Annotated in this window: 20 protein-coding genes and 1 riboswitch; of the genes, 5 read left to right on the top strand and 15 right to left on the bottom strand. The window is 43.3% G+C overall.

Annotation, left to right across the window (positions count from 1 at the left end; all coding sequences use genetic code 11):
- The first annotated feature begins 537 nt into the window (after window positions 1-537).
- Window positions 538-990 (top strand): RNA recognition motif domain-containing protein, encoded by a 453-nt coding sequence (locus AACR09_RS18995; RefSeq protein ID WP_004736687.1) that lies wholly within the window; start codon window positions 538-540, stop codon window positions 988-990.
- On the opposite strand, the gene murI is transcribed toward AACR09_RS18995, so the two are convergent.
- From murI to AACR09_RS18980, 3 genes are read right to left on the bottom strand one after another with little or no spacing between them, the layout of a single operon-like run.
- A complete protein-coding gene (gene murI / locus AACR09_RS18990; RefSeq protein ID WP_108167452.1) occupies window positions 953-1,759 on the bottom strand; it encodes a glutamate racemase in 807 nt (268 codons plus the stop codon). The genes AACR09_RS18995 and murI overlap by 38 nt on opposite strands.
- A 60-nt stretch (window positions 1,760-1,819) precedes the next feature.
- Entirely contained in the window at window positions 1,820-2,485 is a 666-nt protein-coding gene (locus AACR09_RS18985; protein WP_193834478.1) for an adenine nucleotide alpha hydrolase, read from the bottom strand.
- Window positions 2,486-2,533: 48 nt separating this feature from the next.
- Window positions 2,534-4,477 carry a TonB-dependent receptor gene (locus tag AACR09_RS18980; RefSeq protein WP_017104714.1) on the bottom strand — a complete coding sequence of 648 codons (1,944 nt, stop codon included), beginning with the start codon at window positions 4,475-4,477 and terminating at the stop codon, window positions 2,534-2,536.
- Between the two features lie 40 nt (window positions 4,478-4,517).
- Window positions 4,518-4,720: riboswitch (cobalamin riboswitch) on the bottom strand.
- A 155-nt stretch (window positions 4,721-4,875) separates the two neighbouring features.
- On the opposite strand from AACR09_RS18980, the gene trmA reads away from it, so the two are divergent.
- Complete coding sequence (gene trmA / locus AACR09_RS18975) at window positions 4,876-5,985, top strand: tRNA (uridine(54)-C5)-methyltransferase TrmA (RefSeq protein WP_004736694.1); 1,110 nt, start codon at window positions 4,876-4,878, stop codon at window positions 5,983-5,985.
- A 92-nt stretch (window positions 5,986-6,077) separates the two neighbouring features.
- Here trmA and AACR09_RS18970 read toward each other — a convergent pair whose 3' ends face one another.
- Genes AACR09_RS18970 through AACR09_RS18960 form a run of 3 tightly spaced genes read right to left on the bottom strand, consistent with a single transcriptional unit; the run spans window position 6,078 to window position 7,278 of the window.
- Complete coding sequence (locus AACR09_RS18970; RefSeq protein ID WP_004736696.1) at window positions 6,078-6,449, bottom strand: YijD family membrane protein; 372 nt, start codon at window positions 6,447-6,449, stop codon at window positions 6,078-6,080.
- On the bottom strand, window positions 6,449-7,090 hold the full coding sequence (fabR, locus tag AACR09_RS18965) for an HTH-type transcriptional repressor FabR (RefSeq protein ID WP_004736697.1): 642 nt from the start codon (window positions 7,088-7,090) through the stop codon (window positions 6,449-6,451). Before fabR ends, AACR09_RS18970 begins: the two co-directional genes overlap by 1 nt.
- Window positions 7,087-7,278, bottom strand: coding sequence for a hypothetical protein (locus AACR09_RS18960; RefSeq protein WP_004736698.1), 192 nt, complete (start codon window positions 7,276-7,278; stop codon window positions 7,087-7,089). The genes fabR and AACR09_RS18960 overlap by 4 nt, the downstream gene beginning before the upstream one ends.
- 139 nt (window positions 7,279-7,417) lie before the next feature.
- On the opposite strand from AACR09_RS18960, the gene sthA reads away from it, so the two are divergent.
- The gene (gene sthA, locus AACR09_RS18955) at window positions 7,418-8,818 is read left to right on the top strand and encodes a Si-specific NAD(P)(+) transhydrogenase (protein ID WP_004736699.1); all 1,401 of its coding nucleotides are present in this window, start codon (window positions 7,418-7,420) and stop codon (window positions 8,816-8,818) included.
- A gap of 203 nt (window positions 8,819-9,021) precedes the next feature.
- On the opposite strand, the gene dinF is transcribed toward sthA, so the two are convergent.
- The 4 genes from dinF to AACR09_RS18935 form a co-directional block, all read right to left on the bottom strand.
- A complete protein-coding gene (gene dinF / locus AACR09_RS18950) occupies window positions 9,022-10,377 on the bottom strand; it encodes an MATE family efflux transporter DinF (protein ID WP_193834476.1) in 1,356 nt (451 codons plus the stop codon).
- Window positions 10,378-10,494: 117 nt separating this feature from the next.
- Window positions 10,495-11,373 (bottom strand): class I SAM-dependent methyltransferase, encoded by an 879-nt coding sequence (locus AACR09_RS18945; protein WP_029221908.1) that lies wholly within the window; start codon window positions 11,371-11,373, stop codon window positions 10,495-10,497.
- 97 nt (window positions 11,374-11,470) lie between these two features.
- Complete coding sequence (gene lexA, locus AACR09_RS18940) at window positions 11,471-12,091, bottom strand: transcriptional repressor LexA (protein WP_004736702.1); 621 nt, start codon at window positions 12,089-12,091, stop codon at window positions 11,471-11,473.
- Window positions 12,092-12,185: 94 nt separating this feature from the next.
- Window positions 12,186-12,548 (bottom strand): diacylglycerol kinase, encoded by a 363-nt coding sequence (locus AACR09_RS18935; RefSeq protein WP_054542654.1) that lies wholly within the window; start codon window positions 12,546-12,548, stop codon window positions 12,186-12,188.
- Between the two features lie 220 nt (window positions 12,549-12,768).
- Here AACR09_RS18935 and plsB point away from each other — a divergent pair, with 220 nt between their 5' ends.
- Window positions 12,769-15,192, top strand: a complete 2,424-nt coding sequence (gene plsB, locus AACR09_RS18930) for a glycerol-3-phosphate 1-O-acyltransferase PlsB (protein WP_193834475.1) — start codon at window positions 12,769-12,771, stop codon at window positions 15,190-15,192.
- Window positions 15,193-15,294: 102 nt separating this feature from the next.
- Here plsB and ubiA read toward each other — a convergent pair whose 3' ends face one another.
- Both ubiA and AACR09_RS18920 read right to left on the bottom strand, forming a co-directional pair.
- Complete coding sequence (gene ubiA, locus AACR09_RS18925) at window positions 15,295-16,149, bottom strand: 4-hydroxybenzoate octaprenyltransferase (RefSeq protein WP_054542655.1); 855 nt, start codon at window positions 16,147-16,149, stop codon at window positions 15,295-15,297.
- Window positions 16,150-16,692, bottom strand: coding sequence for a chorismate lyase (locus AACR09_RS18920; protein ID WP_004736706.1), 543 nt, complete (start codon window positions 16,690-16,692; stop codon window positions 16,150-16,152). It abuts the gene before it with no gap.
- Between the two features lie 162 nt (window positions 16,693-16,854).
- On the opposite strand from AACR09_RS18920, the gene AACR09_RS18915 reads away from it, so the two are divergent.
- Window positions 16,855-17,262 (top strand): flagellar basal body-associated protein FliL, encoded by a 408-nt coding sequence (locus AACR09_RS18915; protein ID WP_004736708.1) that lies wholly within the window; start codon window positions 16,855-16,857, stop codon window positions 17,260-17,262.
- 88 nt (window positions 17,263-17,350) lie between these two features.
- On the opposite strand, the gene glpG is transcribed toward AACR09_RS18915, so the two are convergent.
- From glpG to rpoH, 3 genes are all read right to left on the bottom strand, one after another.
- Entirely contained in the window at window positions 17,351-18,196 is an 846-nt protein-coding gene (gene glpG / locus AACR09_RS18910) for a rhomboid family intramembrane serine protease GlpG (RefSeq protein ID WP_004736710.1), read from the bottom strand.
- A 58-nt stretch (window positions 18,197-18,254) separates the two neighbouring features.
- Window positions 18,255-18,575, bottom strand: a complete 321-nt coding sequence (gene glpE / locus AACR09_RS18905; RefSeq protein WP_017084865.1) for a thiosulfate sulfurtransferase GlpE — start codon at window positions 18,573-18,575, stop codon at window positions 18,255-18,257.
- Window positions 18,576-19,005: 430 nt separating this feature from the next.
- Window positions 19,006-19,863 carry an RNA polymerase sigma factor RpoH gene (rpoH, locus tag AACR09_RS18900; RefSeq protein ID WP_026012297.1) on the bottom strand — a complete coding sequence of 286 codons (858 nt, stop codon included), beginning with the start codon at window positions 19,861-19,863 and terminating at the stop codon, window positions 19,006-19,008.
- Window positions 19,864-20,033 lie beyond the last annotated feature (170 nt).

The raw sequence follows: 20,033 nt of genomic DNA, 5'->3' as shown, positions 1-20,033 counted from the left end.
CAGAATGGTAATGAATTGACTGTGCCAAAATTAAGTAAACTTAATTTTGTATTGGTCACTCAGTTCATTGAAATCAAGTTTGTTACCGAAGTAACTGCCATTCCTAAGAATGACGTTTTGATATTCATCAACGAGTGCCCACACAGATTGATAGGTTTAAATTGTTAAAGAGCGCTAGCGTTTTGTGATTCACATCTCAGTCGCTAGGGGTGCGTACTATACCTGCACCACTTAGAGAGTCAAGGGTTATTTTCAACTCCTTTTTCTCTACCGATTTCGCCGTGTGACTTTCGTCTCACTCCGTGTCGGTGAGGCGGCATTATAGAGAGATCGACATAGAGCACAAGGGCTTTTTTGAATAAAAGTTTTGTTCGCCTAAAAAGCCACCAGATCCGCATTTTTCGAATAAAAACTAAACATTTGAGGCGTATCACAGCAATACATTGGCAAAATGGAAACCATGAACGTAAGATTCATGTATCTATTTTGTTAAGAGTAGATGCGTCTATTTCGTTTATTAATATGTAGTATTCCGATATGAACTCAAAAAAATCGATGTTGTTAATTGTCGCACTAGCTGTTCTAGGTGGCATTGTTTTCTCTCAGGTAGATATATCGCCTGCAATTACCTTTATCCTTGGTGTCTTGGCTTCCGCTTTTGTTGTTAACTTTTCAAGCACCGACTCAAAATCAGATTCAGAACCTAAGGCATCAACAAAAACACTTTATGTAGGTAACCTTCCATACAAAGCGAATGAATCACACGTACGTGAATTATTCTCAGAGTATGGTGAAGTATTTGCAGTACGCTTAATGAAAGACAAACGTACTGGTAAAAGAAGAGGCTTTGGATTTGTCGTAATGGCTAGCAATGATGTGAATCATGCTATTTCAGAACTTAACGATAAAGATTACATGCAACGAACTTTAAAAGTGCGAGTTGCAAATGATCCTAAACATCCAGAAACGGACGAAGCTGAACTGAGCTAAATCCTAACTGCTTTAACGTGCTATTTAGTGCACTTTCTTTCTTAGGAAGTGCACTACAAAAAACCTCGCGCACTCCCCCTTCTCTATTACCACTTTCCAAATCCAATAAATCTTGAACTCGCTTCGCAATCGCTTTACCGGAATCAACCAATAAAACACTCTTACCTAAGACTTGTTGAATCTCAGATTTTATCAGCGGGAAATGTGTGCATCCTAAAACGGCCACATCAATTGTATTGATCATCGGTTGAAGGATTTGCTGTAACTCTTCAAGGTTAATCGCCTCACCTCTGAGTTTATCTTCAGCCATATCCACCAGCCGAGTAGAACCTAAAAGCTCGACTCTTTTATTACTCGAGAAGTTTTTGATGAGCTCGTGTGTGTATTCACGAGTAATCGTTGCGGGAGTAGCAATGAGACCCACAGCTTTATTGGCAAGTAGGGATGCCGGCTTGATTGCCGGAACAACGCCAACAATTGGGATTAGATTATTAGCACGGAGTGTAGGTAACACAATCGTACTTGCGGTATTACAGGCTATTACTACGATATCAATAGCGTGGCTAGCCACAAAGCTAGCGACGATACTTTGGACTCTGCGGACAAGAACTTGTTGATCGAGTTCACCGTATGGATAAGCCTCGTTATCGAATACATAAGTATAGTTATGATTCGGTAGTAACTGGCTTATCTCTTTATATACAGATAGACCACCCACCCCAGAATCAAAGACCAATATATTTTTTTGCAGACTATCCGACACAACGATTACCTATAATAAGTTTCGCTGCAATGATACTCCTTCGCTTAGTTTTCGCCAATCCTCACTCTATATAATGCAAGCTTGATAACGTTGATGAACAAAGCGCTCACCTTGCTCTACATTTTCTAGCTCTATCTTGAGCTTTCCTTTAAAGCATGGCGCTGACGTTACTAAGGTATGGAACTCACCATCTTCGCCACATGGGTCGACATGATTCGGTAAGCTGTCTATTAGTTCAAGCGTGTATTCTTTTCCGCAATAGCTCATGTCTAATGCATCACTATCGACCGTGACGAGAAAGGTTTCAATTCCTCTGTCTATTATTTCACTCGCAAGTGCCTGGCTGCTCTCTCCCATTAGAGGGAACACACATTCCCAACCGGCTGGTTCTATATAGCTTCTTCGATAATCTGCAATGCCATTACAAAACATGTCTCCAAACGCGACCGCATCAATTGATAAGCCAGAACCTTTAAGTGCGGAGACAATAGTACTTTGATAAATCTCATTACTAGGGAACACTTCTGGAAGCTCAATCGTGATTAATGGCAACCCGACTAACTTAGCTTGCATAGCAACCACATCAATCGGAGTCACTTGGAAAGGAACTTCATCTCCAACATACGTCGTATAGAGAGCAACAACTTCATATTCGGAGCTTTCAAGTAGACGCTCTAACGTTAATGTCGAGTCTTTACCTGACGACCAACTTATGACGACTTTCTTTTTCATTGATATACCCAATAAGAAAAAACCGCCCGGAGGCGGTTTAGGTGTAAATTAGAATTTATAGGCGCCAGTCAAAATGACTTTCCTACCATCACCAGGGTAATATGCTCCCCAATTGTTGGCATTCGCAGGGTATTTTTCGTCAAATGCATTGTCTATACGAAGTCCTGCCGACCATACATCTTGAGAAAAATTAACAGCAATGTTGCTCAACCAATAGGCTGGAAGCTTTGCCAAACTATTTGATGTATCACCGTCTTTAAATCTAGTACCAGTATAGACACCTTCAACAAAAACTTGCCAGTTGTAACTAATGTCATAGGTAGCAAATGCACGCCCTGAATTTCGGGCAACCCAAGGTAGCTTCTTACCTTTGTCATCGCCAGAAGAGAATTCAGCATCAATGAAACTATATTCCAAACCTAACAAAACCGAGTCGGTAGCATATAGATCACCACTTACCGTAAAGCCATTTCTCTCCGACTCATCTGCATTCACATTAGCTCCAGTAAAAGCGCCCCCAATAGGAGTGGGAGCACTACTATCAAAAATAATTTCATCTTCAAGCTGTAAGTTATACACATCAACTCTGAGACTATAATTGTTCTCAATTAATCCCCAACCAGCTTCAATTGATTTACCCGTTTGCGGCTTTAGACCAAGGACGCCAGGAGAGGTATAGGCTTGCTCATCAATTTTAGCGAACCGAAAATTTGTCTCGCCTCGTAGATAAATTCGTTGTGACTCGTTAACGTTATAATTAAGCCCAAGTTCATAAGCATCCTGTGCCTCTGTTAATTTCTCTTTACTTGGATATATAGCTGCATCAAAAATCTTATCTTCAACAGCACTATAACGTGCGCCTGTTGTAAGAGTTAAATCATCAAGAAGTGGGTAGTTAACTTGTCCAAAGACGCTGTAAGTATCTTGTTCATTCGAACGATCGGTGGAAGATGATTTATAAGAATGATCACGGTTTGCCCCTTCAAGCCCTAATAAAGCATTACCTTCGCCAGATCCTGTTGAAAACTGATTTTCCAGCTTTATTGAACCAAACAATTGCTTACTATCGCTGATCGTTGAGCTTCCCCATGCAGAGCCTGAACCAGATGTATTATCGTAAATAACATCAGTCCCTAAGATCCAAGATTCATTCACATTTTGCTTATAACCAGCTCTAAATGCTTGGGTGATTTCATGAGAATAATCTGTTTGATTCGCAGAAGCGGCTTGTGTCGGGTCACTCTTATACTGCTCCTCTGTCAATGAACCGGCATACTCTCGATTATTATCGTAGTAACTAGCCTCTACAAAGAATTCAGTTGAATCTTGTTTATAATTCAATCGGCTTAACAACGCTCCTGTTTCACGAGCATTATGATCTCTGTAATTGTCACTGTTATCTTGACTAGCACTAAAGAACAAACTCCATTGCTCGTTTAGTTTTTTAGAAACATCAACATTGCCAGCAAAGGAATCGAAGCTGCCAGCGCTAACTGACAAATTACCGCCATCTTGTGAAGCCCCTTTAGTGATTATATTAATAACACCACCTACGGCTTGATCCCCATAAAGCACACCAGCACTACCCGACAATATCTCAACTCTCTCTATCTGAGATATTAATATTGAACTAACCTGTGGGGCTGACAAATCCTGCTTATTAAGACGACGTCCATCAACTAGGATCAGTGTATTGTTAGCAGCTTGCCCACCAGTAAAACCACGCAATGAGAATGATGGCCCGCTGTTAGTATCAGAAACTTGAATTCCTGCTCTAGCTCGCAGCAATGTGTCTAAGCTTTTAGCTCCACTCGCAGCTATATCGTCTGATGTAATAACTGTTACATTGGCAGGTATATCGTCGATTGAATTATTAAAGTCACTACGAGCTAAAACCACCATGGTTTCGTCAGTAGATACTTCTTGTGCGTGTAAATTGGAGATAGGTGAAAGTAGCGATGCTACAGCAACCGCTAAAAGGGATTTGTTCATGTTGTGATCCTAAATCGCGTAAAGTCCTACCAAGCCACATTGTATGGCTTAGCCGCTGGCAGGTATTCGGACTCAAGAGCACAACCTTATGGTTACCTGATATTCGACTTCCCACAAAAAGCTATTTGCAGTGTCTTTGAATACTCGTTCTCTCTTACCGCTGCGCGTCAGTTCTGGATTTACACCAGATTCCCTCTTCAGCCATCTATACATCCAAATGGCACCAGCTTGCGGGAGATAGTATTAACCTATGAATCATTTGTCTAGTCTAAGATAGTTATAAGCTATAGTTTTCATGCTCGATTTACATTGAATAGCTCTCAACACTGGACAAGCGCCTGTGATTGAATAAAATCTGCGCTCTTGATTTAAAAGCACGACAGCAAAAAGGCATAACAATGGCGAATTTAGATGTAAACCCGCAACGCTACCAAGAACAACTAGCAGAAAAGACTGAGCGTCTTACTGAAATGTTCTCACAATACGATGTGCCTGAGTTGGAAGTGTATGAATCTCCAGAACAACACTACCGCATGCGTGCTGAATTTCGCGTGTGGCATGAAGGTGACGATATGTATTACGTCATGTTCAATCAAGAGACCAAAGAAAAATACCGTGTAGACCAGTTCCCAGCAGCTAGCCGTCTTATCAACGATTTAATGCCTCTACTAACAGATGCAATGAAGGACAACCACTCTCTACGCCATAAGCTATTCCAAGTTGATTTTCTTTCTACGTTGAGTGGTGAGATTTTGGTATCACTGCTTTACCACCGTCAATTGGGTGAGCAATGGATTCAAGATGCTAAAGCACTGAAGCAGCAATTGAATGATGAAGGTTTTAACCTAAACCTGATTGGTCGCGCGCGTAAGATGAAAATCGTCCTTGATCGCGACTACGTAATTGAAAAGCTAGACGTGAATGGTGACAGCTACATTTACCAACAAGTAGAGAACAGCTTTACTCAACCAAACGGCAAAGTAGCAGAGAAAATGCTGGAATGGGCTGTCGACTGCACTCAAGACAGCAAAGGTGACTTATTAGAGCTTTACTGTGGCAACGGTAACTTCTCATTAGCTCTGGCACAAAACTTTGAGCGTGTACTTGCAACTGAGCTAGCGAAGCCATCTGTTGAGTCTGCTCAATACAACATTGCGGCGAACAAGATTGATAATGTTCAGATTATCCGTATGTCTGCGGAAGATTTTACCGTAGCAATGGAAGGTAAGCGTGAATTCCGCCGCCTACAACAAGCAAACATCGATCTGAAGAGCTACAACTGCAACACTATCTTTGTTGATCCACCGCGTTCAGGTATGGACGTTGATACTTGTAAGATGGTTCAAGGCTACGAGCGCATCATGTACATCTCTTGTAACCCTGAGACATTGAAAGAGAACCTAGACATTCTAAGCGAAACACACGACATCACTCGTTTTGCTCTATTTGATCAGTTCCCTTATACGCACCACATGGAAGCCGGTGTATTCCTAGAGCGTAAAGCGTAAGTCTCGCTATCTAGGTCGAAGTCGAAGCTAAACAGCAGATACAAAAAAACGAGCCAATTGGCTCGTTTTTTTATTTATACGTTGACGTTGGTTTAAGCGGTTTTACCGATAAAGCCTAGCTTCTTACCTACCCAAGCGAGTAGCAGCATCGCGACAATAATCGCAAAGAAGTTTGATCCTGCATCAGGGTGTTGTGCTTTCACAAAAGCCGAATGGCCAAATGCACCTACAAAGAAACAAGCTAAACCCACTAATGGAATATCTTCAGATACTGGATTAGTTAGGTATTCTTGGTAAAGCGCTTGTACAGCCAAAACTAAAGCAATCAATGGGAAAATAGAGAAGCCCACTTCGCTCATTGTTACCCAAGATAACAGTGCATCACCACACACACCTGCAACAACAGCAAGTACGAGTGTCTTTCTTTCAGAACCACGGTTTACAGTATTATTTTCATTCGACATTATTCAATCCCGCCTTTTAATCGGTTACGTTCACGTTCTTTACGATACCAAAAAGCACCTTTGGCCATCATTCGCAATTGCATGATCAAGCGATCAGCCAATTCATCTCGCTGACGTCGATCTAAATCTAATGCTTCTGCCCCTGAGTTGAAGACCAAAATGACGGAGGCTTCAGCTTGAGTAAAAGCTTCATCTCGTGTCATGCCAGTCGTTATCAAATATTCGGTTAACTCAGCAGAGAAGTGCTGTATCTCACGAGCTACCGCAGCACGAAACTCAAAAGAGGTTCCTGAGCGCTCTCGCAATAACAGTCTGAATACGTTTGGGCTGCTTTCAATGAATTCCATAAAGGTTTCAACCGAGGTACGAATCACACTGCCTTCTTTTACTATGCGTTGCCTAGCTTGACGCATTAGCTGACGCAACAGTAAGCCACCTTCATCAACCATGGTTAAGCCAAGCTCATCCATGTCTTTGAAATGACGATAAAAGGAAGTCGGCGCTATTCCAGCCTCACGAGCAACTTCTCTCAAGCTTAGGTTGGAAAAGCTACGATCGGCACTGAGCTGGCTAAATGCTGCGTCGATTAAGCTACGACGAGTTTTTTCTTTTTGCTGCGCGCGAATGCCCATTGGTTTCATACTTTATCAAACTCTTCTTTTACAGCCAAAACAGGCATGCCTAATACTCTGTTCAATATAACGCGAATCACATATTTATATAAGGCACTCTGGTTATATAAGACACTAAACACACCTCTTTGTTCACGTACCGAAGTAAATACGTTCGAAGAAAAAATTTCAATATCCACACTGTCATTTGGAGACATACGACATACCAAATATTATTTTTTCGATAACACTGCGTGATCCCACCGACTCTCTGATGCCCTTTTCATGTACCCAAGAACAGAATCAGTTAAAATCTCGCTAAAGCAATGTTAATCAAATATAACAAGGAAGATATCTATGCCGCACTCCAACCACTTTGATGTAATCGTAATTGGTAGTGGCCCCGGAGGAGAAGGGGCAGCGATGGGATTAACCAAAGCCGGGTTGAACGTTGCAATCATTGAAAAAGAGAGCAGCGTTGGTGGTGGTTGCACCCACTGGGGGACGATTCCTTCAAAAGCGCTACGTCATGCAGTAAGCCGCATCATTGAATTCAATAGCAACCCGCTGTTTTGTCAGAACAATAAAAGCATTCACTCAACCTTCTCCAACATTCTGGGTCATGCTAAATCAGTCATCGACAAACAGACTCGATTGCGCCAAGGCTTCTACGACCGTAACCAGTGCACATTGGTATTTGGTACTGCGCGTTTTATCGATACTAACACTATATCTGTCATGCAGAGCGATGGTACTGAAGAACATTACAGCGCAGACAAATTTGTTATCGCGACAGGTTCTCGCCCTTATCAGCCAGACAACGTCGACTTTCTGCATGAACGTATCTACGACAGCGACTCGATTCTTTCTCTTAAACACGACCCTCAACACATCATCATCTATGGTGCTGGCGTTATTGGTTGTGAATACGCGTCGATCTTCCGTGGTTTGGGCGTTAAAACCGATCTTATTAATACTCGCGATCGCCTGTTGTCATTCTTAGACAATGAAACCTCGGATGCTCTGTCTTATCACTTCTGGAACAGCGGCGTTGTTATTCGTAACGATGAAACCTTTGAGAAAATTGAAGGTACTGACGACGGTGTAATCATTCACTTAGAGTCTGGTAAGAAAATGCGAGCCGACTGTCTACTGTATGCCAATGGCCGAACGGGTAATACTGACAAGCTGAATCTTGGTGCCGTTGGCTTAGAAGCGGACTCTCGAGGACAAGTATCAGTCAACAGCAACTACCAAACCAGTGTTGAACATGTTTACGCTGTTGGTGATGTGATTGGGTATCCTAGCCTAGCAAGTGCTGCTTATGACCAAGGTCGATTCGTGGCCCAAGCCGTGGTGAAAGGTGAAGCAGAACGACACCTTATCGAAGACATCCCAACAGGTATCTATACCATTCCTGAGATCAGCTCTGTCGGTAAAACAGAACAAGAGCTTACTGCGGCTAAAGTACCTTATGAAGTGGGACGATCTTCATTCAAACACTTAGCTCGTGCTCAAATCGCAGGTAAAGATATTGGTAGCTTGAAGATACTTTTCCATCGTGAAACTAAAGAGATTTTAGGTATCCACGTTTTTGGTGAGCGTGCTGCTGAGATCATCCACATCGGTCAGGCAATCATGGAACAGAAAGGCGAAGCAAATACCATCGAGTACTTTGTGAATACGACCTTCAACTATCCAACAATGGCCGAAGCTTATCGCGTCGCAGCGCTGAACGGACTTAACCGTTTGTTCTAAACAAAGAACCAATAGGACTATTTGACCACCTGTAGGCCAAATACATAAACAGCAAGCCATGAGCTTGCTGTTTTTATTTAAACTACTGAATTATATAGTCATGCTAGCAATTAGATCATGGTGTTCCAAATGCCACTTTACCTGCACAGCTTCTCTTTTTCGCTCCCTGAACTAATCTATCTAATCTATCTAATCTATCTAAGCTAAGCGAGAAACTCCCCTTTCTTCCACTGAGAGATAAATAGAACACCAAGACCAATGCCGCGCATTGCCATAAAGCTCAACATTGCTAGCCACAGCGCATGGTTCTCTAAACCTGATGCTAAGTAGAAAATCGCAAAGAAACTGCAGGTGGCCACAAACATACTGTTACGCATATCTTTGCCTTTGGTAGCGCCCACGAAAATCCCGTCTAGCAAGAAGCACCACATAGAAATGAGCGGCATCGCAATCAGCCATGGCAGATACACCTCAGCCTGACTCTTAACCTCTGGAATTGTAGTAATCATATTAATCAAACTAGACCCAGCAATCGCGAACGCTATGGTCAGTATCAAACAAATATTGAAGCTCCAGAAGAAAGTGCCAATCAAAGACTGATTTAACTCTTCTTTATCTTTCGCGCCAATCGCCTTTCCGACCATAGCTTCCATTGCGTAGGCAAAACCATCCATCCCATAAGAAATGATCATCAAGAAGCTCATCAATACCGCATTGGCCGCCACCACATCATCACCAAAACTTGCACCTTGGAAGGTCATAAAAGTGAAAGTCGCTTGCAGACAAAGCGAGCGCAGAAAGATATCGCGATTCAGTTTTACGAAACGACTCAAACCTTGGCTGGTTTTCTTAAGCAGCTCCCATGGAGATGGCAGTTGCCTCTTCATCCAGATTCGATAAACACAAATTAAGCCAAACGTTAGACCCGCATAGTCCGCTATCACCGATGCCAATGCCGCACCTTCAACTTGCCAGCCGAGGCCAATCACAAATACGATATCTAAAACAATGTTGGTGATATTAGTGATAATCACCATCCACATTGGCGCTTTAGCATTTTGGGTTCCGAGCAACCAACCTAAAATTACAAAGTTAGTTAGGGCAGCAGGCGCACTCCAGGCACGGATAGAGAAGTACTGCAGGCCATAATGTTTGACTTGCTCGCTGGCACTGCTCAATGAGAAAACCGCATCCGCAACAAAGCTGTGTAAAAGCAAAAAGACACCAGCAAACCCTAAGGCCATAGTCACGCCTTGCACAAAGACTAAACCAAGCTGCTTACCATCATTCGCACCATAAGATTGCGCGGCCAATCCAGTCGTCGACATACGCAGGAAACCAAGCAACCAGAAGGTCACACTGATCATGGTGCCGCCTAAGGCCACACCACCTAAATACCAAGAATGCTCTAGGTGACCGATAACCGCAGCATCGACTAAGCCCAACAGTGGAACCGTAATATTAGAGAGAACCATCGGGATCGCGAGCAATAGCACTTTTTTGTGCATCGCCTGATTAGATAGCGTTTGAAAAATAGTTTGGGGATTAAATAGCTTCACGATCACCTCTTTGATTAGAGGCGATAGTTTAACCTAGTGAGTGGGCTTTCACTATGTTGTGGGGTTTTACTTATCTTGATACTTCTATTCAGCTACCTGCAAACAAAGTCGCTAGCACTACCACTTAACAAGCACCAACTGTGGCGTTAAGCGCTTTTTGACCTGAGAGATCTTACACAGTAATCGCTGCCACAATTTCCAACGATTGCATTGTTGATCAAGTGGAGAAAACGCTTTTACCCATTGCGCCCATGGCAGCCAATTAAGAACACTGTCTACTGGAGAAGATAAGCCATGTGCATATTTTCCTGAACCAAGCTTTTGCCCAAGAGCACTAGAGCTTTTGTCTCCAGCTAACACTAAACACGCGTGTGCATGAGTAAAGTAACGACTCAATGACTGAATAAAATATGCGGTTTGTTGTTCATTGCAATCAAGCAAAGCATGTTCGCACACCACCATCACTGAGGCTTGTTCTGGGATGTTGAGCTCATCCAACCAAGTCAGATCGTCAACCGAACCACACTCCAAACGGTAGCGTTCATTCTTGTGGAACAGGCGTTGGCGCCAAACTAGATTTTCAGTTACATCCAATTCAACCCAATGACAGCGGCCATTATCTAAACGGTAGAAACGAGTATCGAGGCCTGCCCCAACATTGATAATCCAAGCATCTGGGTTATGAGATAGAAATTGTTGAACTTGAGAGTCACAAAGCTGAGTCAATGTTGCGTAGAGAAGTTGTTGTTGGTCGAGTTCACCAGTAAGACATTCTGGTGCTAATTGGCAGCGCTTGCAGGCTTGAGCTGCGATAGGGTCATAGACTAGGCCGTCATCGGCAAGGCTTTCACGGCTGCGAAACCAAAGATGTTGAACGAGATCCGTCGGAACTTGGAATTCCTGATGTGCAGATCCTTGATCAAAAGGAGCCTTTTGAACAGAAGAGCGCGGCTTAGGAATAAGTGGCTTCATTTGAGGTTTGGTTGGATTTGGCATCATCATCTTCCTTGTATCTCGACAAAGAAGATGATAATGAATATCAATTACAATAACAAGTTATTGAGAATAAATATCAATAAGCTGTTTGTACTGATTACATCCAGTCAGTGTTGCGGATAATACCAACAGCCAGCCCTTCAATAGACAAGTGTTGAGATTCTAGATCGACATGGATTGGAGAAAACTCTTCATTTTCAGCGTGTAACAGCACCGTTGAACCTTTACGTTCTAGGCGTTTTACCGTTACATCATCATCGACACGAGCCACGACAACCTGACCATCGCGGACATCTTGTGTTTTATGAACAGCTAATAGATCACCGTCCATAATGCCGATGTCTTTCATACTTTCGCCATTTACACGAAGTAAGAAGTCAGCTTGTGGTTTAAACATGCCTGGATCAACTTGATAATGCATTTCTACATGCTCTTGAGCCAAAATAGGCTCACCAGCGGCAACCTGACCGATTAGTGGTAAACCTTGCTCTTCATTCGCTGCATCTTCAAGCAAAATACGAATACCACGAGACGCACCCGGGATAATCTCAATCGCTTCTTTACGAGCAAGAGCTTTTAAATGTTCTTCTGCAGCATTAGCAGAACGGAAGCCAAGTTCGCGCGCGATTTCTGCACGTGTCGGTGGCATACCGAAATCTTCGATCTTACTTTTGATAAGGTCAAAAACTTGTTGCTGGCGGGGCGTTAACGGCTTCATGATTCACCTGTCTTTTTATACAGTTGACTGTGAGTATATCCAGTAACTGAACAAAAGCAAAGCAATTGGTTGTTTTTAGTTCATTTTTAGCGAATTACAAAAACAAGATATCTAGCCACACGTAACCCGCTAATACTAAACAGATAAAAACTGCAGCTGAGCCAACATCTTTCGCCATCCCAGAAAGCTCATGATGTTCACTACCGATTCGGTCAACGACCGCTTCAATCGCGGTATTGATCAACTCGACAACCATCACCAACACGACGGCTGAAATCATCAAGATTCTCTCAACTTGGCTTACATCTAAGTAAAACGCCAACGGAATAAGCACTGCGGCCATGAATACTTCTTGTCGAAATGCCGCCTCGTTTTTAAACGAGCTCGTGATGCCTTGCCATGAAAAGCCCGCCGCTTTCACGATACGTTTGAATCCGGTGTTTGATTTTTTGGTCATTTTTAACCCTATACTCAATCAGTCGATGAATGATTTTCCACAAACTTAACGGCAATATGACTATTTCCATTAAAAGGTTAGACCAGTTTCTGGTATTCTTGCATCGATTAAATTTACGCCTAGGCTTATCCCTATTTCACTCACAGGATTTATCCTTTTCATCATAGAAATAGAGATACGCTTGAGCACATTGAAATAACTATTGAGGCAGTGAACCTATATGTCTTCTGGACAATCTTTTTCACGTTCATTAATGAAGCTACCTTTATCCGTATTGGTAAAGGGCACATCAATTCCTTCAAACCCTGTTGAGGATTTGAACATTGATTTGAGCAAACCGATTGTATACGCCTTACCGTTTCGCTCAAGTGTAGACATTCTTACATTGCAAAAACATGCACTTGAATTAGGGTTACCTGATCCGTTGAGCAAGCTTGAAATCAATGGCAAATCACTGCAACGCTACGTTTTTATCTCTTCTCGCAAAACTCTACTGCAAGACGATGATTATGTACCAAGCTCATCAATTGAAGTCTTCTCTGAGCTGCTTTCACTGCATGCTGAAGACTCTGATCTCGACGTTCAAGTTATCCCTGCTACTGTATTGTGGGGTCGTAAGCCTGGTAAAGAGAATAACCAGAAACCTTACCTACAAGCAATGAACGGCTTAGAGAAATCAAAAGCGGTATTACTGGCAGGTCGTGATTGCTTGGTTCGCTTTAGTCCTGTGGTTTCTCTGCGTTATATGGCTAACTCACACGGCACCGACAACACCATCGCACACAAACTGGCGCGCGTGGCACGTATTCACTTTTCTCGCCAAAAACTTGCAGCATCAGGTCCTAACCTGCCCAGTCGCCAAACTCTGTTTGACCGCCTACTAAAATCTGAAGCGATCAAGAAAGCGATTGAAGATGAAGCACAAGCAAAAAACATCTCGATCGAGAAAGCGAGCAAAGAAGCTCAAGACATCATGGACGAGATTGCTGCGAACTTCTCTTACTCGCTAATCAAACGCGGTGAGAAGATTCTTGGTTGGTTGTGGAATAAGTTGTATCAAGGCCTGCATATCAGCAACGCTTCAACCGTTCGTAAGCTGGCTCAAGATGGTCACGAGATTGTTTATGTGCCTTGTCATCGTAGTCACATGGATTACTTACTGCTTTCTTACGTGCTTTACCACGAGGGCATGGTGCCGCCGCATATCGCTGCAGGTATCAATCTGAACTTCTTCCCTGCCGGTCCTATTTTCCGTCATGGTGGTGCATTCTTTATTCGTCGTAGCTTCAAAGGCAACAAGCTGTACTCGACTATTTTCCGTGAATATCTGGCAGAATTGTTCGCTAAAGGTTACTCAGTTGAGTATTTCAGTGAAGGTGGTCGCTCTCGTACGGGTCGCCTGCTACAAGCTAAAACCGGCATGTTGGCGATGACTATTCAGGCTATGCTGCGCGGCATGAACCGTCCAGTAACGTTAGTACCTGTGTACATCGGCTATGAGCACGTAATGGAAGTGGCGACCTACGCAAAAGAACTTCGTGGTAAGCGCAAAGAAAAAGAAAATGCGAGCCTAGTGATTCGTACGCTCCGTAAGCTGCGCAATTTTGGTAAAGGCTACGTCAACTTTGGTGAGCCGATTCAGCTTAACCAATATCTGAACGAGCACGCTCCAGAGTGGACTAAAGATATCGACCCAATGGGAACCAGCAAGCCACAATGGATGAATCCAGTGGTCAATGACCTGGCAACCAAAATGATGACACACATTAACGATGCGGCAGCGACCAACGCACTAACACTTTGTGCAACGGCGTTACTGGCTTCAAGACAGCGTGCATTGTCTCGTGATTCTTTGGTTTCTCAGATCAACTGTTACCTGTCTCTGCTTAAGAACGTACCTTACTCTGATACATTTACGGTACCAAAAGACAGCGCTGAAGATCTGGTAAAACACGCTGAATCGCTGAACAAGTTCCTAATTGAATCAGACTCAATGGGCGACATCATTTCGCTAGACCGTCACCAGTCAATTCTGATGACTTACTACCGTAATAACATCATTCATTTGTTTGCTCTACCATCGTTAATTGCTCAGATGACCATTCGTCAGCACGGCCTAACCATTGACGCAATTCAAGAGAACGTTGCTGCTATCTACCCGTTCTTGAAGAAAGAGTTGTTCTTAAGCTACGACGAAGATCAGCTTGAAAGCGTGGTGGCGAACATCATTGATGAGCTTGTTGGCCAAGGTATGCTTGTGGTGTCGGACAACCAAGTCACCATCAACCAATCAAACAGCCAAGCACTGATGCTGTTAGGCCGTACGATTTCAGAAACGCTACAGCGCTACTCTATTGCTTTGAACCTATTGGCAGAAAATCCTGATCTGGATAAATCTGATCTTGAGCAGAAGAGCCAAGACATCGCACAACGACTGGGGCGTCTACAAGGCATTAATGCACCAGAGTTCTTCGATAAAGGCGTTTTTGCGTCGATGTTCGCAACTTTGAAACAGCAGCAATATTTGGATAACGATGGTAACTGCGATTTAGAAAAGACTCAGCAATTCGCTAAGCTTCTTTACTCAATGCTTTACCCAGAGGTCCGTCTGACGATTCAAGAGAGTATCCACCAAGCAGAGTAACCGCTTGGTTAACAATTGCTTTAATCACTAGACTGAACACGATCAAAAAAGGCACCCATTGGGTGCCTTTTTATTGAGCGTTCGTTTAGCAAAAACTCGTGCTTACCAGAAGGTAATGAATAAGCCTGCTGTCACTGCCATTCCAACATAATTGTTGTTTAGGAAAGCTTGGAAACATAAGTCTCGATCACGGTGGCGCATCAGATGTTGTTGATACACAAACAAGCCCCCCGCAACCAGCAGTGCCCAATAAAAGGTATCTCCTAATTGGTAATGCATGCCTAACGCTATTAACATCGCCAGTGTCACTAGCTGTAAGAAGCCAACGATAAGCTTGTCGAAACGACCAAATAGAATAGCCGTCGATTTGATGCCAATTTTTAAATCGTCATCTCGGTCAACCATTGCATATTGTGTGTCGTAGGCAATCGTCCACAACGCATTGATAATGAAAATAAACCAGACCACACTAGGTAGCTCATTAGTTTGCGCCGCCCAAGCCATTGGGATTGCCCAACTAAACGCTAAGCCGAGGAACAACTGTGGAAGGTGCGTAAAACGCTTCATAAAAGGATAAATGAAGGCTAAGCCAACACCGATAACAGAAAGCTTAATCGTCAGCGGATTCATGGTTAGCACCAGTAAGAATGAAACCATGGCTAACACTAAAAAGAGCAGAATAGCTTCCTTACTGGAAACCAAACCGGAAGGTAATGGACGCTGCTTGGTGCGTTTTACATGGCCATCCACTTTACGGTCAGCAAAATCATTGATCACACAGCCAGCTGAACGCATCAATACCACGCCAAGTACAAAAACAACCAAGACATCAAAATCAGGCATGCCTTTCGCGGCGATAATCAACGACCATAAGGTCGGCCAAAGGAGTAACAGGGTACCAATCGGGCGATTCATTCGCGTTAATTGCCAATACGCCTTCGCTTTGGTGGCAAACATTTACACACTCTCCTTAGAGTAAATGGGTGATGTTGGCAAAAACAGTTCTGCCACAAGCATCGGTTTATGGTTCATCCATAATCGAGAACGACGCGCGAGCAGTCGCTCATCGCCAGCGATAACCCAACCGACTTGCAGCGCATCTCGCTCCACGTTCTCAGCGCTGAACACGGTTAAACCAAGTGGGACATTACCTTGTTGAGAAAGGTCAGAGTGCTGATGATCTTCTAATGTGACTCTAGGAATCAAGGTTCGCCCTAACACCCACGGCTCATCATCACCCTTCAAAATCACTTTACGCAGTAAGCAATCAAACGATGATAAAAGAAGTTCCTCGTCCTGTTGTAGCATTGAGCGTTCTACAACTTGATTATGAAGCAACTCAACAGACAGGTGCTGACAGCTCTTACCCAACTTGCGGGAAAGAGAGCCTTGCTCCAAAAGCCACTCTCTGGTGATTTTATTAGGAAAATCAAATGTTTCTGTACTTTGCCAATCTACATTCATTAACGAATTAAGATACAGCGATATTGGCTGATTCATACTAGTATTCAATAGGTGACTTTACACGTACAATAAAGCTTCAACTTTCGAACAAAATTAAAGCGTTCTTCGAATTGTAAACGTATTTAGATTTAGACCGCTCATTGTAACAAGACTAATGCGTTTCGAATATCGCGAATAAACTAAAGAAAAGTCACAAATATGCACAAACGTTATGTAGCCCAAATATTTCTTGCGATTACCCTACTCTTTTCAGCATCAAGTTTCGCTGAAGAGGAATCGGCACCCAAACTAGCCTACTTCACGCTAGAGCCTGACCTGACCACCAATTTTTACACTAAAGGTAAAAAACTGGGCTACATTCAGGTTCGCCTCGATATAATGGTTGCGAATAGTAACGACTTGGCAGCCATTGAGCACCACCAACCACTGATTCGTGATGCGGTGATTGAATTGCTAGGTAAACAAAACGAAGAAACCATTAAGTCTCTATCTGGTCGTGAAGATTTAAGAAAAACCTTAGTTGAACATCTCAACAAGGTATTGCTTCCTGAAACAGGCAAAACCCTCATTGCTGACCTTCTGTTTACCAAATACCTTTATCAGTAATAATGATGTAAAAACGAATCCAAATAAAAAAGCGGCTCATCTGGCCGCTTTTTTTTGTCTCTATTATTTAGCTGCTGCCAAAAAGCATCTACTCACTTCGTGCTGAACTCGGTGCTTTCATAGCATCAATCCAACCAATAATGACACCAGCGGCTAGGCCAGCCAAATGAGCGGTGTTTGCAATGGCCATGAACGGTTGCATGTACCCAAGCACTAGCCACACCAACATAAAGCCGACGATCTGTCTTGGAATGCCTAAACCAAGCTGAGGGGCTTTTGCACCCACCACCCATAGATAGCCAACCAAGGCATACACAACACCAGACAAACCACCGAAATTCGCCCCTTCAACCCAATACTGCCCAGCACCTGAAAGCGCAGAAGAGACAGCAAAGATCTGAAGTAGCTTGAGGCTACCTAGTTTTTTCTCAATATCCCCACCTAACTGCCACCACCACAAAATATTAAATGCGATATGCATAACAGAGAAGTGCAGAACAGCATGGCTTAACCAACGCCACAATTGCCATTGTTGTCCGTCAACCGCAGGGAAATGTAGGGCGTTGAAAATAGCTTGACCAAAACCGACTTGCTGCAGTGCAAAAATCACCACACACACCAACATCAGGCTGAGTGTCACGGGGCCCGCTTTGGCTTTTATCATGCCCATAAAACTTGGCGTGTGATAATGGAAGTTGCTCTTTCTGGTCTCTGCCATGTCCCAAGATGCTGCTTGATAGCGCTTATGATTGGGCTCCGACAGGAAACGATTGAGCTCGGCCTCGGTTTCAACCTGATATTGACCATCAAGAAGCCAAAGAGCAAAACGCCCTTCTCCCTCAGGTGACATCTGAATAGGGATCTGACGAGAGGCCATATAATCAATAAACGCTTGAGCAAGACGTGGATTGTCTAACACCATCAATCTAATCATTGTTACTTCCTATTCATGCTATGAGAGATGCTTGAAGCGGTTCAAGTGATAAAGGCTATTAACCCGCGATCACTGGAAGTTCAGCACGATGCCAAGCTTCAAATCCACCATCAACACTATATACCTCTTCAAAGCCTTGGTTCACTAAATATTGTGCCGCACCTTGGCTACTAATACCGTGATAACACATCACTAAGATTGGCTGTTCGAACTCAACCTCATCCATAAACGACACCATGGTATCGTTAGTAAGATGGTAAGCGGTTTTTGAGTGAGCTACCGCAAAAGACTGCGGGTCACGTATATCGACAAGTCGAGCTTCGCTTTGTTCAATAAGGGCTTGAGCACCTTTAACATCGATATGTTTAAACTGGTCCATGACTTTCTCTTTTATACTGATTTACTTTGCTGCCATTGTAACCTATCCCAAGGCTAACAATCACATCCACTTAATAAGGTTATCCACCAGCGATCACTTTTACACCATTTGTGGATAAACCTGTGAATTGCGTGAATAAAGTGCTTTTTTTAAAATAGATCCACAACATGTAGTAATGATCCTGATCTAGCTGTGGGTTAACTGAAACATATCCCCACTCGAAAAACCCCTTCAAAGCCTTACTACACCCTGCTTTTAGACAGCTGACGAATAAACTTCTCACAGAGTTATCCACAAAATCACTTTGCAAATTTCGATCGCAAAAATTGAGAAGTCGATCCAAAACAAAAAGGCCGAGATCTCTCGATCTCGGCCTTTTCAAAAATTCAGCTATTTGTTAGCTCTACTATTAGATAGAAGCTAGATGCTATTAGAAATCGCCAACGGCTTGTTTCAATTTCTTCATCGCATTCTTTTCTAACTGGCGAACACGCTCTGCAGAAATGCTGTAGGTATCCGCTAAGTCTTGCAGTGTCGACTTATTATCATCTAACCAACGTGAGCGCACAATGTGCTGGCTGCGTTCGTCTAAGCTCTTCAATGCGAGTCCTAGGCGATTGTTGGTGTGTGATTCCCAGTTCGCCGCTTCAACCGTTTCAGCAACGTCTGATGCTTTGTCTTCTAGGTAGTAAACTGGAGCCGTGTAAGCAGAACCACCGTCATCGTCATCCATCGGGGCTTCAAACGTAGCGTCTTGTGCCGCTAAGCGTGATTCCATCTCACGAACTTCTGAAGGCTCAACACCCAACTCACGTGCAACCGTCTCAACTTCGCCGTTATTGAACCAACCTAAACGCTTTTTAGACTTACGAAGGTTAAAGAACAATTTACGTTGTGCTTTCGTTGTTGCGATCTTAACGATACGCCAGTTACGCAAAACGTACTCATGAATCTCAGCTTTGATCCAGTGAACAGCAAAAGAGACTAGACGAACACCAACTTCTGGATTGAAGCGCTTAACAGCCTTCATCAAGCCGATGTTACCTTCTTGGACGAGATCAGCCATTGGTAGCCCGTAGCCAGAGTAGCCTCTTGCAACGTGCACCACGAATCTTAGGTGGGAAAGGATCAAGCCTTTCGCAGCGTCGATCTCACCTTTGTAATGTAATCGCTCTGCAAGTCCACGTTCCTCTTCAGGAGTCAGCATAGGGTAGCTGTTCGCTGAGCGGATATAGCTATCTAAACTATCTTGTGTGACTAAAGCCATTTGATACGCTTGGTTTGCCATTCGGTTCCTCATCAATCTCTGATCTGGAGTAATACATCTATTAAAACCCGACAATCTTGAACCTAAAATGAACAGGTTTCAAGGAGGGGGAAGTAATTATGCATAATCAATTCGTCTATACAAGGCAAAAACTGGTTAAGAACTGCCTATTTTTCGTATAAATATGACTC

The sequence above is a fragment of the Vibrio sp. OPT20 genome (assembly GCF_963889365.1).
In the GTDB taxonomy this organism is placed as follows: domain Bacteria; phylum Pseudomonadota; class Gammaproteobacteria; order Enterobacterales; family Vibrionaceae; genus Vibrio; species Vibrio splendidus.
This window is presented reverse-complemented; position numbering and strand designations above follow the sequence as displayed.

What these genes read in the sequence shown, in the direction of transcription:
- AACR09_RS18995 (WP_004736687.1), top strand. Translation starts at nt 538, where the DNA reads ATGAACTCAAAAAAATCGATGTTGTTAATTGTCGCACTAGCTGTTCTA.
- AACR09_RS18985 (WP_193834478.1), bottom strand. Translation starts at nt 2,485, where the DNA reads ATGAAAAAGAAAGTCGTCATAAGTTGGTCGTCAGGTAAAGACTCGACA.
- AACR09_RS18980 (WP_017104714.1), bottom strand. Translation starts at nt 4,477, where the DNA reads ATGAACAAATCCCTTTTAGCGGTTGCTGTAGCATCGCTACTTTCACCT.
- trmA (WP_004736694.1), top strand. Translation starts at nt 4,876, where the DNA reads ATGGCGAATTTAGATGTAAACCCGCAACGCTACCAAGAACAACTAGCA.
- AACR09_RS18970 (WP_004736696.1), bottom strand. Translation starts at nt 6,449, where the DNA reads ATGTCGAATGAAAATAATACTGTAAACCGTGGTTCTGAAAGAAAGACA.
- fabR (WP_004736697.1), bottom strand. Translation starts at nt 7,090, where the DNA reads ATGAAACCAATGGGCATTCGCGCGCAGCAAAAAGAAAAAACTCGTCGT.
- AACR09_RS18960 (WP_004736698.1), bottom strand. Translation starts at nt 7,278, where the DNA reads ATGTCTCCAAATGACAGTGTGGATATTGAAATTTTTTCTTCGAACGTA.
- sthA (WP_004736699.1), top strand. Translation starts at nt 7,418, where the DNA reads ATGCCGCACTCCAACCACTTTGATGTAATCGTAATTGGTAGTGGCCCC.
- AACR09_RS18945 (WP_029221908.1), bottom strand. Translation starts at nt 11,373, where the DNA reads ATGCCAAATCCAACCAAACCTCAAATGAAGCCACTTATTCCTAAGCCG.
- lexA (WP_004736702.1), bottom strand. Translation starts at nt 12,091, where the DNA reads ATGAAGCCGTTAACGCCCCGCCAGCAACAAGTTTTTGACCTTATCAAA.
- AACR09_RS18935 (WP_054542654.1), bottom strand. Translation starts at nt 12,548, where the DNA reads ATGACCAAAAAATCAAACACCGGATTCAAACGTATCGTGAAAGCGGCG.
- plsB (WP_193834475.1), top strand. Translation starts at nt 12,769, where the DNA reads ATGTCTTCTGGACAATCTTTTTCACGTTCATTAATGAAGCTACCTTTA.
- ubiA (WP_054542655.1), bottom strand. Translation starts at nt 16,149, where the DNA reads ATGTTTGCCACCAAAGCGAAGGCGTATTGGCAATTAACGCGAATGAAT.
- AACR09_RS18920 (WP_004736706.1), bottom strand. Translation starts at nt 16,692, where the DNA reads ATGAATCAGCCAATATCGCTGTATCTTAATTCGTTAATGAATGTAGAT.
- AACR09_RS18915 (WP_004736708.1), top strand. Translation starts at nt 16,855, where the DNA reads ATGCACAAACGTTATGTAGCCCAAATATTTCTTGCGATTACCCTACTC.
- glpG (WP_004736710.1), bottom strand. Translation starts at nt 18,196, where the DNA reads ATGATTAGATTGATGGTGTTAGACAATCCACGTCTTGCTCAAGCGTTT.
- glpE (WP_017084865.1), bottom strand. Translation starts at nt 18,575, where the DNA reads ATGGACCAGTTTAAACATATCGATGTTAAAGGTGCTCAAGCCCTTATT.
- rpoH (WP_026012297.1), bottom strand. Translation starts at nt 19,863, where the DNA reads ATGGCAAACCAAGCGTATCAAATGGCTTTAGTCACACAAGATAGTTTA.